The sequence below is a fragment of the Amycolatopsis thermoflava N1165 genome, assembly GCF_000473265.1.
Lineage (GTDB): Bacteria > Actinomycetota > Actinomycetes > Mycobacteriales > Pseudonocardiaceae > Amycolatopsis_E > Amycolatopsis_E thermoflava.
Genome location: NZ_KI421511.1, coordinates 2,089,434 through 2,102,275, shown reverse-complemented (window position 1 = coordinate 2,102,275; position 12,842 = coordinate 2,089,434). Strand labels below are relative to the sequence as shown.

The 12,842-nt window shown below is 65.9% G+C and carries 6 protein-coding genes; 5 read left to right on the top strand and 1 reads right to left on the bottom strand.

Annotation, left to right across the window (positions count from 1 at the left end; genetic code table 11):
• Positions 1–113: 113 nt before the first annotated feature.
• Positions 114–1,001 (top strand): toll/interleukin-1 receptor domain-containing protein, encoded by an 888-nt coding sequence (locus AMYTH_RS0110465; protein WP_027930278.1) that lies wholly within the window; start codon positions 114–116, stop codon positions 999–1,001.
• Between the two features lie 34 nt (positions 1,002–1,035).
• Here the strand turns inward: AMYTH_RS0110465 and AMYTH_RS0110460 are convergent, their stop codons facing one another.
• Positions 1,036–4,116 carry a DEAD/DEAH box helicase gene (locus tag AMYTH_RS0110460; protein ID WP_027930277.1) on the bottom strand — a complete coding sequence of 1,027 codons (3,081 nt, stop codon included), beginning with the start codon at positions 4,114–4,116 and terminating at the stop codon, positions 1,036–1,038.
• Positions 4,117–4,382: 266 nt separating this feature from the next.
• On the opposite strand from AMYTH_RS0110460, the gene AMYTH_RS0110455 reads away from it, so the two are divergent.
• The 4 genes from AMYTH_RS0110455 to AMYTH_RS0110440 are packed head-to-tail and all read left to right on the top strand — an operon-like array spanning position 4,383 to position 12,722.
• The gene (locus tag AMYTH_RS0110455) at positions 4,383–5,816 is read left to right on the top strand and encodes a PD-(D/E)XK nuclease family protein (protein ID WP_208722591.1); all 1,434 of its coding nucleotides are present in this window, start codon (positions 4,383–4,385) and stop codon (positions 5,814–5,816) included.
• Positions 5,813–6,964 (top strand): restriction endonuclease-related protein, encoded by a 1,152-nt coding sequence (locus tag AMYTH_RS0110450; RefSeq protein ID WP_027930275.1) that lies wholly within the window; start codon positions 5,813–5,815, stop codon positions 6,962–6,964. The genes AMYTH_RS0110455 and AMYTH_RS0110450 overlap by 4 nt, the downstream gene beginning before the upstream one ends.
• Complete coding sequence (locus AMYTH_RS0110445) at positions 6,961–10,236, top strand: hypothetical protein (RefSeq protein ID WP_209440758.1); 3,276 nt, start codon at positions 6,961–6,963, stop codon at positions 10,234–10,236. The genes AMYTH_RS0110450 and AMYTH_RS0110445 overlap by 4 nt, the downstream gene beginning before the upstream one ends.
• Complete coding sequence (locus AMYTH_RS0110440; protein ID WP_027930273.1) at positions 10,230–12,722, top strand: RNaseH domain-containing protein; 2,493 nt, start codon at positions 10,230–10,232, stop codon at positions 12,720–12,722. The genes AMYTH_RS0110445 and AMYTH_RS0110440 overlap by 7 nt, the downstream gene beginning before the upstream one ends.
• The last annotated feature ends 120 nt before the right edge of the window (positions 12,723–12,842 follow it).

Here is a 12,842-nt window from a genome sequence, read left to right as displayed (position 1 = left end):
ACGGCTCTGCTGGTCGGCCGGCCTGTTTCCCGCGAACGGGTCCGTGCTGCCAGCCGCACGAGTCGATCTAAGATGACCGGGTGCTTGGCCCAGGGCAGCAATATGATCTTGCCGTGTCGTTCGCCGGGGCGCAGCGTGCGCTGGCGAGGCAGTTCGCACGTGAGTGCGAGTCGCTGGGGCTTGTAGTCTTCTTCGACGAGAATGTCACCGAAGAGATGTGGGGCCGCGACTTCATCACGGAGTTTCGGCGTGTCTACGGCGGTGAGCTGGCCCGGTACGTCGTGCCATTCCTGTCCGTGGACTACTTCAACAGCGGCTATCCGATGGACGAGTTCTATTCCGCGACCGCGTACGCCATCCAGCGCGGGGACGACCCTTACGTGCTGCCGATCACTGTGGGTGACGTCGAGATCCCGGAGAAGCTACTGCGGTCCTCGATCGGCTATCTCCGCTCGGAGGACTACTCGGTGGAGCAACTGGCGCACATTGCCGCCAAGCGCGTGAAAGGTTCGGGCGACGGCGCGGCAGCACCTGCGCCGACGCCGATTCCCGCGCTCCCGCTGCCGAAGGTGCCGCCGGCTGACTTCAGCGCGCTCGGCACTCTGGAATCGGGGCTGATCACGCTTGGGGAGCGCTTCCACCAGGCCAAATCGTCGCTCGCGCGGTTCGGGTACACGTGTCACGTGCGCACGGGCGACAGCTCCCTCGAAGTTCGAGTCGAGTCGCGGGGCCGCCGGGTCTACGGGCTGAAGGTTCAGCTGGAGGACCGGCTCGGCGGCGACCGCCTGACGATGTCCCGCGGGTGGCCCGACCGGCCAGGCAGCGGGATCAACGCGTGGGCGGCCGTGGAGTGGGACGCGACAACCGGCGAAGGGCGGTTCAGGTTCAGCGACTTCGGCCGCACGACGCCGAATCGGCTGTTGTCAGCCGATGAACTCTTCGATCTGCTGTGGCAGAACGTCATCGAAATTATCGAGCAGACGCACGGTAGCCGGGCGTAGGGCTGGCGGCTGTCGGCGCCCGCGCTGTCGTGGTTCAGTCGACAGGAGGCGGGAACTCGAATGGCTCGTCCATGTCGTTCTGGTTCGCTTTCTCGGCAGCGGCGAACAGTGCATTGACGAGGTCGGGATCGCCGACGTGAGCGAGCAGGTCGCGTTCGCCCGCGCCGAGTATCGCGTTCGCGGTATCGAAGCCGTCCCGCGCAAGATCGAGGCAGGCTTCCCGGTCGAGACGCCGGGGCATGTGCCGCAGGACGGGCACCAGGCCGGCGGGGACACCGAGCTCGAGTTGAGCTGGAAGGATTTCGGGTAAGGTGCCGAGGTCGGCGCCCCGATGGACGACCATCGCGATATCGATCACCGCCTCGATGACGTTGCTCGTCCGCCGAGCGGCCTGTTCGACGGGACCGGTGCTGGTCACCGCGACGAATTGGTGCTCGACAAGCTCGCGTTCGATCATCGGAAGTGCCACGCCATGGCTCCAGCGCAGGCAGGCGAGGCTTCGCCGGGCCCGTGCCGCTCCGGCGCTTTGCGGTTCATAGTCGCCGAGAAGCCGGTCCAGCATGGGCTCGGCGATGTTCTGGAACCGCAATTTCTGCTGCAGGGCCTGCCACTCCTTGCGCCAGTGACCGGCCGGCAGCGAGAAACGCATGTCCAGGAGCTCTTCGGTGAGCTGTGCTGCGGCGATCAGGGTCATCCTGTTCAGCTGGGTGGCCCCCACCGCACGCAGTGCCAGGGCGACGACGATGACCGAGTCGACGCTGAGGCCGCTACGTAGGGCGACCTTGCCCAGGGCCGTGAGCACGTAACCGCCTTCGGCTGACCTGATCAGTCCTTCGTTGACGAGGTCGGTCATCGCGTTGGAGACCTGGCTCGAGGAGAAGGTGTGGACGGAGAGCCCGACAACGTTCAGGTGCGCAGCGAACGTCCACGTCAGGAACGCGTTCACATGGGCAGCCGTCACGGTGCTCAGGTCCGAGGCCGGGCCGGCAAAGGAGAAGAGGATCAACGAACGGAGGTCATGCCCAGGTAACCGGGACCGCACCGGCTCTGGAGCCGCAGTGATGTAGCTGCTCCACTTCTGTTCCGCGTCGACGGAGCCGTATGCGATCAGGACCGACCGGCCCTTGCGGGCGATGCCGGTACGGCCTGCCCGCCCGGCCATGTTTCGGTACTCCGCCACGGTGTACGGCCGCTCAGGTTCGCCTGGGTGGCGGAGGCGGTGGATCACGACAGCATCGGCGGCGAGGTTCAGCCCTTGTGACAGCGTGGTGGTCGCGACGATGACGCGGATTTCGCTTTCGTGATAGCGAAAAGCCCGCTCGACCGCGAGCCTGGCATCTTCCCCGAGGTCCGAGATGTGAAAGGCGACTCCGCCTTGCAGACATCGCAGGAGCTCCTCGACCAACCGGCCATGACCTCGTCCGCTGAGCGCTGCGATGGTTGCGGCGGCAGCCGGGCGGCCGAGTTGGCTCGCGAGCGTCCCGGCGAACCGGATGGCCTCACCACGCGTTGCCGTGAACACGATGACCTGGTCACCGGCCTCATCCAGTGCGCGCACGACGCGGGACAGCAGAGTGTCCTCCTCACCTGCCGGAGCGAGCTGCGCAATCTGTTCGTGGCGGTTCTCGTCGAGGTGGCGGTATGTGCCATCCTCGGTGACAACGCCCTCCAACAGCGGGACGTCGCGGTGGGTGCTGGACACCAGCTGTGCGCCGAGCCATTCGGCTAGTTCCTCGGCCTCGCCGAGCACGGCGGACAGACCGATGATCTGAGGGACCGGCCCTGTCCGGCGCCGGAGCCTGACCCACGTGAGCAGCAGTTCCAAGCCTGGGCCGCGGTCGGGCAGCGTCAATGTCTGGATCTCGTCGATGACGAGCACATTGGTCATCGACAGCAGCTTCGGGCGGCCCGAAAGCATAGCGCTGAACTTCTCGTAGGTCAGGATTGCGACATCGAAGTCGCCCATGACGAACGCCCTCGTCTGATCCCGCAGTTCGCCGGTGACCCGAATGACGCGAACACCCGCGGCTGAGTAGGTGTCCTGGAAACGGTCGTACTGCTCGTTCACCAAGGCGCGAGTGGAGAGCAGGAAGACCGCGCGACCGCCGTCCGCAACGGCACGAAGTGCGGCGAGCTCGCCGACCAGCGTCTTGCCGGCCGAGGTCGGCGCGCTGACCAGCACGTTGCCACCGTGAAGAATCCGTCCGTCGTTGATCGCACGGAGCTGCAACTCGTTCAGGCGCGGATAGCGTTGTTCCCATGCGTTGATTGCCTGGTCGGGCACGCCCATCCCGGAGAGTGAGGAAAAGGCCGGGGTGGCGCGCCGGGGAGCGGCGTCCTCACCGATCGCCTTGAAGTTCGCTCCAGGGACAAGGATCGGCAACGAGACGTGCATCATCCGTCCGCTGACCACGGGGTTCTGGTGCGCCGCACCATGGATGGGCGGATGCGAGCGGAGCCGGCTCGAGACGTGGTCAGCCAGTTTCCACAGGGGGACGCGGTCACCGTCGCGGACCGCCGGATGGCCGCGCAGACCCTCCAACAGGTATTGGGTGAGGAGACCGTGCCGGAACTCGCCGCTCTCCCGAGCCTCTTGGTCATCTCCGGCTGCGGCAATGACGAGCATGCCGTCGTCGGCGACCGACTCCAGCGCCCTTCTTGGACCGTGTACAGCATCTCGGCGATTGGGCTCGCGCAGAACCTTGGCTCCTGCCCGGCCGGAGAAACAGCAGTCCAACACGAGCACGACCGCTTCCGCCTTGATCTCACGCGCCAAGTCGAACAGCTGATCGAGGCTGAGTGCGGTCTCCGCAAGGCGGTTCGGCTCGGCGTCCCGGGTGGCGAGGAAGCCGTCGTGCGTACCGTGCCCGGAGTAGGTGACCACCACGATGTCCTGCTCCGTGCTCGACGCACGTAAGTGTCCGATTTCTGTCGTCAATCTGTCCTTGGTTGCTGCCGCGTCGAGTATTACGGTGGCCTTCGACTTGAAGGTGTCCGAGAAGAGGGCGTGCAGGGCGAGTGCGTCCTTTTTCGCGTACTTCAGCTGACCGAACGCAGGCGACTCATAGTTGTCGATACCGACGAAGAGGCCATGAAATTTTTGCTCGTACTCCACGGAACGACACGATAGTCCAGTCCAAGCGGCAGAGAAATCCCGTTGTCCCGCTCTCCCAGTTTGAGGAAACTTCCTGAATGGTTGCGTGGAAAGCGCCGGCCGGAGTAGCTGGCGATGCACACTTGTGGCGACTTCGTCCTCACGATGTGCGGCAGGCTGGGCAGGGGTGTCCTCAGCGCCGTGCGATGGGGGTGAGGCCCGCATTGCGCGTGGAGTCCGTGGCTCCTGTTGTACGGCATGCCGGAGCTACCACAGCGTTGGGAAGGGTGCTGGACCACGTCGAGCACGACGGCCTCACCGTCGAGAAGGCGTTGGAACGGTGGCGGCAGTACACCGACCGGACGCCGCCGATGTTGGTCGGCTGGCTCACCACGGCGGCGCGGCATTACCTCAGCGCGTCTGCGGACATTGCCCGCCAATGGACGCCACCGGACAGGGCAACGCCGACACCCGTGTCGCGCAATTGGGGTCGCCGTCGCCGGTTCCTTGACGGCGATGGCGCGGCAGTGGTGCACGAGGAGGTGGTTTCAGGCCGCCGCTTCGAGGGAGGTGGCGTTCGTGAGCTGCGACTGCTGCGCACCGGATCGGTACGGGAACGGCCCCGTGACGAGGCCGAGATCGCACTGGCGGCCGCCGTGGTGGCGGGCGGCGGCCTCGTGCTGAGCGGGATGTGGGAGAAGCGGCTCCTGACCTTGCGGACGGCCATTCCGCCGCGGCGGGTACGGATCGTGGAGATCGGTTGCTCCGACGGCACCAGCAACGTCCTGTTCGATGGCACCGCACAGGAGGCCCACGAGAAGTACGCGCGTGATGCGGCCGCCGCGGTGTCCGCCGTTGCCTCAGGCTCCGGCTACCGACCGGGTGCCGACTGCGGTGATTGCGACTTGATCGGGCTGTGCCCGGCGGTGCCCGTTCGACCAGGGCTGCTCGGAGTGGACGGCGCAGGCTTGCCCCGACGTTCCTGGTCGCTGTCGACCGGACGGTCGTTCGACGATTGTCCTGCCCGGCTGGTGGCTGAACGGCTGTTCCTGCCACGTGAACGTGCGGCGGAGGACAGCGACTACACGCGGCGCGGGCAGGCCGTTCACGCGTGGCTGGAAGACTTGCATCGAAGGGTGCCGGTACGCGTCTGCTCGCCGGACGAGGTTCCGTCCACGCCAGACAATTGGAGCGCTGGCCGGTGGTCGGTCACCGGCGCCCAGGCGAGGCTCGGCGTGCAGATGATCGCAGATCACGCGCTCACCTGCCCGTTGGACGGTCCGGCCGGTCACGTCGAGGCGCACCCGGAGCAGCCCATCGTGGTGTTCGACCAGCAGGCCAACGTCGTGGTCGTAGCGAAGGTCGACCTGCTCTACCGCGCCGGCGATGCCTGGGCGGTCCGCGAGACGAAAACAGCCTCGGTGCTGGACGAGAGCGACCTCTTGACCCAGTTCCCCCAACTGGCTCTGGCCGTTGTCCTCGCCGCGGAGGACGGACTACGACCGGGAGAACGCGTGGGTGTCGAGCTGGAGCGGCTGAGCGCATCGGGCCCGGTCGTGACGGAGTTGGATGTCGACGACCCCGAATTCGTCGCGGCGGCGAAGGCGGTTGTCACGGCCCGGGTCGAGGGCTGGCACTCCACGCCGGCGCTCACGGCGAAGGCAGGCAAGGTCTGCAAGACCTGTCCCTTCGGCAAATGGTGCCCGGAGAGGAAGTCATGAGCGAGAGCGCTCTGGGAGCGCACTATACGGATGAGCCCTGGCAGCGGTTGATCGCCGCCGCGTTGCGAGCCGCCTACGCCTGGACGGTTCGCGAGGTACGTGGAAACGCGGCCATGCGGGAGATCGCCAGGATGACTGGCGTCGTGATGGAGGTCCACGGGCCTGGCCGAGGCCCGGTCACGCCCGCAGCGTTGATTGAAAGCCTCCACACGCCGCTGCGTGGTCTGCTCGTGGGCATACCGCAGGAGGCAGCGGAACTGGCCGACATCGTGCTGCTGAATGGAAATGGCAACCTGACTGAGCGTGCCTACGACCTCGTGTGTGAGCATGTGGTTCCGCTGAGGGAGGCTGCTGGCGCGCAGCCATGGCTCCCGACATGGGTCACGATGAACTCCGACCAGATCCGGCATCGGGCGTTCACCGCGATGATTGCCACCACGGACCAGGACGAGTACGTGGCTTCACGGAAGTTCCTGGTCGAGCACCCGGCGGGTGGCGAGCAGGAATTGGTCGAGCAGCGTGACCGGATCGGCGGAGTCCGGCTGGCCGGTGGCAGCTACCAAACTATCCCGGAGGGGCAGGTCTACCGAGATTCCGACCATCGAGGCTGGTGGTGGCCGTGTCCGGACTGCAAGTGGCCGATGGCGGTTTCGGGGAGCGGCACCGTGCGGTGCCGGTACCGGCCCCACAGCGCAGTATTCGACCTGCTGCCCGGGACGCGGCCGAAGCTCCGACGGCGTGACGACGGACCGCGCGCTCCATTGCCGACCGGCCGGACCGTGGACGGCGCGAAATGCGTCGATGCAGGGGTATGGCGTTTCGTGGTAGTGACTGGGATAAGCGAGCTGAGGATCGCAGCGGCCGCCGAGCGCGCCAAGGCCGAGGTGCGGCTCTGGCCTCTTCTCGATCGCTACGACCTGTCGATCGAGGCCGCCAGTGAGAAATTCACGGTCGACGTCAAGGAATGCCTGTCGCTCAGCTCTCTCATCAACCGTCTGCGGACGAGACCGCCGAGCGCTCGCATCCTGTTGCCGAAGTCGTTCGAATGGCAGTTGGAGCCGTTGGTGGACGCGTTGCCCGGACTCACCGTCACCACCGAGGCAAGATTCCTGAGTCAGATCCGCGCCGCCGTGAGGAAGTCCCGATGACGAACAAGGGCAAGGTGCTGCCCCGCATCATCACCGCGGCGATCGGTTTGGCCGCGAGGCACTTTCCCGACGCTGCGGACGGTGGCGAGGTGACGGTTGCGCGGGATTACGTGCTGTACGTGCTGGACGGTCACGTTACCGACTGGGTTCGGTGGCGAACGCGGCTCTCCGATGCCGACGCCATGCGGTTCGCCCGACTGTTGCGCATGCGTACCAACCAGCTGGCCAATGCCGACATGGCGCGACGCGTGCTCGACGAGCTCCTGCTGAACGCCGAGATCCCTGGCTGCGCGCCGGCCGACGATTATGCCGTCACGGACAATCCCCGCATCGTCGTCAGTCCCGGCATGCCACTGGCCGCTTTCATCGACCAAGCCTTGACCGAGCTCGACCAGCTGTATGTGGCGAACCGAAAACCACTTCCGCCTGCTACGAGGGGCAACTACACGACGACGACACGAATCGTGGGCGTCGACGGAGCTGACCAGACCTACGTCGACTTCCGCTACCGCATCGAGGCTCATCACGAGGAGCCCGATCGTCCGCTGCCGCGGATCGCCGACGCGCCCCCTCGCGCGGAGGTCGTGGTGCACTTTCCCGAACTCGAACACATCGCCGTTCGCCTCGACAAGGTACTGGACGACGTTGATTCCGACGGTTACCGCGCCAAATCGGTCCGGCGCTTTGAACAAGAGGTGCGCGACCGCGCGGGCGACAAGATCAAGGAGCTCGACCTTGCTGCCGGTGAGCTCAACGAACTGCTCGCCTACACGGGGTTCGGCAAGTCAGTAGTGCTGATCGAGAGCTTCGCGTGCTGGGCGGCGCAGAACAACATCCCAGTCGCGTTCGTACTGCCGACCAACGCGGACGTCGTCAACGCCACGTACCAGATCGGGGAGGCCCTGAAGGCACTCGGTACCGTGGCCTCGGTCGTGCCGTTGGTCTCACCGCGGTCCTTGATCCGGGTGGCGGAGACGGCGGCAGCACGCGCGACGGATGGTGGCCCGCCGGCCGATTGGATCTGGGAACGGTTCGGCTATGGCTGTGCGCTCGCGGCGGTCGCTTCGAACGAGAAGTCCGTCGACGGCTGGGTTCCGGGCCGCGAACCGTGTGCGACGTTGCGCCAACCGGTCCCGAACCGCAAGGACAGGACGATGTCCTGCCCCTGGCGGACAACCTGCGGGCGCTACCGTGCGGCACGCGAGGCCTGCACCGCGGACGTGATCGTGACTTCGCATGCGAACCTGCAGCTCGGCATGCTGCAGACCCCGGTCCACGACGGCTTCGGGCGCAATGACAGGGTCACTGTGGAGGAGTTGTTGCTTCGACGATGCCAGGTGGTGGTCATCGACGAGATCGACGCGTTCCAGCGGTCGATGATCGAGCAGTCCGGCCGCGGCCTCGTGCTCGACCGAGGTGGGCGGATCAACACGCCCTTGCGTAGGCTGGACCAGGACTTCGGCGCGGCCTTCGGCTCATTGAGCGATGAAGTCGATGCGAGTGTCCGCGACGCATATTTCGTGTTGCGCTACCTCGCAGAGACCTATGTCAGCCACCTGCGGTACGAGCGATTGGGCGCGGCGGTGCGCAGCAAGAAGCGCAAGAACCGGTCGCGTGGCCCCGCCAGGGACTGGATCGTTCCCCAACGCTGGGACAACGAACTGGCCAACCGGTTGTTTGGGCAGCCGTTCGACGCCGATCCCACCGACGAGCAGATGCGGTTGTACCGGTCGGTGTTCCCCGATCAGCCGGCACCTGAGCCGGAAGATCCGCCCAAGTACCAGGAGATGCGCGACCTGCTGCAGGAGGTCGTGACCAACGGCCTCGGCGGGCAGGCGATCGCCGCCGCGCGGGCGAAGCTCGCCGAGTTCTTCGACCTGGTAGCCGAGCACGATCAGGCGCTCGTCGCGAACCAGGTACTGCGCAGGACGATTCTCGAGCGGATCCGCTGGTCGTTGCATAGCCTGATGGCCAACAACGCACAACTGGTCGACATCGGAGTGGAGTCGGCTCAGCACATCGCCGATGCTCTCGGAACCTACGGCAGGTGGCGGGTCATGCCGACGGGACCGCTGGGGCGTCTTGTGTTCGCGTTCACCGAGTATCACGACGACAGCGGCAATGAACCAGCGCAGCTCTCCACCGCCGCTTTCGGCGGCGACCCGCACCTGTACGCGACCAGTCTCGGCGACATCACGGCGATGGCCCAAGCTCGGACAAGGCGAATCGTGCTGGGCATGTCCGCTACGTCGTGCTTCCCGCACGCGCCCCACAGCCACTTGCATGTCTCGCCGAAGTGGTGGGTCGCTGACGACGACAACAACAAGAGCAACGAAGACGACGGAAAGGTGAAGGTCGTCGCTGAGAGGATCGCCGACAAAGCTGGGCGCGTGCTCAAGGTATCAGGGTTGGATGGTAAGGATCGGGCCGACGCGCTCGTCCAGATGTCCACTCTGTTGTGGCCCAAGTTGGACGACGAGCTGCGGAGTCTGTTGGTGGAGGATCGCGACCGCGCCAGGGTTTTGCTCGCCACCACGTCCTACGACGGAGCCCGGCAAGTCGCGCAGGGGCTGGCGAACGCCGGTGTGCCTGCCGGCCGGGTCTGCTTGGCTGTTCGCCCACGCAGCGATGAGGACACCGGTTCCGCTATTCGAAACGGGCAGTGGTGGGAGCTGCCTGCCAACCGGCTGGAGAGCTTTCCCGGCATTGGAGGAGCCGACATTCTGATCGCACCACTTGCGCGTGTCCAGCGCGGTGTGAACATCATTGGCGCAGGCGACCGTTCCGCGGTCGGGTCGGTCTGGCTGCTCGTCCGCCCCATCCCGCTCATCGACGAGCCCGCCGAGCTGCTCGCACACATACAGGCGAGAGCGCTCACGTGCCACCCGGGGCCATCTGGTGACCCGCTGGGACTCCTTGAGGAACGACGAAAGACCGCGGGCACCTACTTCGAGCAGATCGTGCGCAGGCCCCCGTACTTCCGCTGTCAGCCGCGGGAAGTGAAACTCGGCGTGGCGGCCGAGATCGTCGTCGGTGCGATCCAGCTCATCGGGCGGGCGCGGCGAGGTGGCACGGCCGCAGTGCTGCACCTCGTGGACGGCGCATTCACTGACGGTTCCACCGGTACCAGCTTCGCATCGCTGATCAGGGGCCTGCGCGACGAGTGGAGGGCCGGCGGCGTATTGAGTGCGATGGAGCAGTATTACGGCAGAACGCTGCGCGCTTTCTTCGAGTTCGCGGATCGACCGGAAACTGGAGATGAGTCTTGCTGATCAGCCTTGCTTACCGCGTGCCCCCCGCGCATCTGAACGAGGTCTTCGGTTCGATAACGGCTTATCCTCTCACCGAGGAGTTCCTCGACGCTTGGAAAGCAATTCCGCACAGCGACACGGCGTGGGGACCTCAGTACGCGAGTCTTGCCCGCGGCCTCACCTCCGCCACCGGCAGGCCGGTGACGTTGTTCGGTACGTACGACCTCGACGAGACCGAGCGTGCGAACGGGAAACGCATGTTGCTGCTCACTGACGACGGCGAGATGGATTACCGGCTGCGGATCGCGATGAACGCCTGGGAGCGACACGTCCGGGGCGGTGCCGACGTGGCGACGATCGCGCCGCTGCTGCCCGATCCCGAACGTGCACGCCCGTTCTCCGAATTCATCAAACGACGAGCACGGGAGGTGCCGGAAGCGGCCAACTGGGTATTCCGCACCGGAATGTGGCGAATCATGCGGGCTCTTGCCGAGCAACCTCTCGCCATCGACGGGCGCGCACCACTCCCACTGCGAATGGACACCAGCGGTGGGCTGGTGGCGTGGGACGACGAGGACCTCATCGCCAACGGTAAGCGGACGGCGTTCAGCATGCTGCGGATCAGCGGTCGCTTGGTCACCAGGGCGGGTGTCGAAGATCCCGTCCTCTGCTTCGACGCGCACCTCACCCGGATCTCCCCGAAGGGGGCTTGGGCGAACAACGTGTGGATCGAACCTGTCGACGCCCGGCGGCCGATCCTGCACCTTCCCATGAAGTACGAGGTGGACAGGAGAACAGGCGTCAGGAGGGTGACGCTTCACCCGGCAACCGCGACGATATACCAGGCGTGCGGACTCGACCCGCTGGAAATCCCCGATGAGCTGCCCGACCGGCCGGGCACAATCCGGCCCCAGCTCTGGCGCAGCCGCTTCCACTCGCTGGGTAGCGGGCCCGGCCCGCGTCTCCTGATGAGGCTGCACGAGCACATCACGGCTACGCTGCCGGAGGTTGTGCCGCTGCGTTATCCGGTGGACAAGTCGATCACCCTTGCGAAGAGGATTCTGAAGTACCCGAAGGGTGGCCTGCCGGTCGCCGCGGTGGGGCCGAGTGGATACAAGCGCGTGACGATTGCCTGTGTCTACCGGACTGCGGACGCGCGGCAACGGATGCTCGCTGAGCTGGCGGAGCTCACCGGCGTTTCCGTCACGCCTCAGCATGGGGAACCTCCGTCCGCAGTCAACGAGCGGCTGGACGTGGCCGCGTGCCACTGCCCGGAGCTGCTGGACCACAACACCGTGAACCGTGCTGCTCGGCTGGACGAGCTTCCACACAGTGAGGGGGAGGATCACCTGGTTGTGGGGTGGCTGGAGACCGAGTACCACCCGGAAGTAGAGCTCGATCGTGACGCGAAGCCGCACCTGCGCAGGCTGCTGGGCCATCGCGGGATCCCCACGCAGTTCCTGGCAACGGAGCCAGTGAACCTGCCTGAGCACGCCGAGCCACGCACTGTCGAGCAGCGCAAGCATGCCGCGCGCGCCGCTCTGCGCGACTTGCTCAGGTCCGCTGGGTTAGTCGACGGACGGCTGCTCCGGGCGATCGCGGACCCGGAGCTCCCCAGCCCGGTCGACCGGCCTGTTCTCCTGGTCGGGGTTCACGTGCGAGCGCAGCAAACGGAACCCGGTGGCAGACCATTGGTGGTGACGATGAGCGCGCTGCACGTTGATCCCGGCGACCTTGAAGCTTGCCGCGTCCTCATGTACAGCGACAAGGGGCGGTCGTGGTGCCGGGCCGGCGAAGCGACCGCGGGATTCCACTCCGGATCGATTGGAACTGCGTGGCTCGGTCGTTCGAAGGAGAAAGCGGAGAGAACGCGGGCGGAGATCGAGCGGCGGTTGTGCGAATTGGTCGCCGGTGATCTCGCTGATATGCCGATGGTGGTGTTCATCGACGGGACGGCGGCTCGCAAGATCTGGCCCGGGTTGCCGAACACGAGTTTCCGCAAAGGGCCGTTGCCAGGGGACGTGCTACGTAATCGTGGCGGAGATGTCGCAGTCGTGCGCGTAAATACCGCTGTGGGGGAGATCGGCAGGCCCGTGACACGGAACGAGAAGGCCAACATGCCGCGCGACCGCAAACAACCGGCGGCGCCGGATCGGAAGGTGTACCAGCTGGCGGACAGCCACCTGCCGTCCTGGCTCTTCGCGGGCAGGTCGACCCTGCTCGCATCGAAGGGCGGAGACGCGGGGGCGCGGTACACCAGGTGGACGTTGCCCGACGAAGCGAAGTCGGAACTACGCAAACCCTGGCACTCATACACGGCCAAGGAGATAGTCGTCGTACATGAGGGGTCGTGGACAGCAACAGGCCTGGCTGCGTTGACAGCCAGGCTCTGTGATCAGCCGATCGGGTGGGACGGCAGAACGTTGCTGCCCGGCCCGCTGCACCTCGCGACCAGGGTAGACCGCGACCACCCCGATTATCGGGTCTCCGGTGAGGATGGGGACTGACACACACCGCCTCACCTCATGGTCATAGTCCGGCGCGTGACTGCACTCGAAAGTGCGAGCGGAAGTTGTCATCCCGGGACTCCAGGGAGCTCGCTCGCCCCGGTGCCGCACAGGAACTCG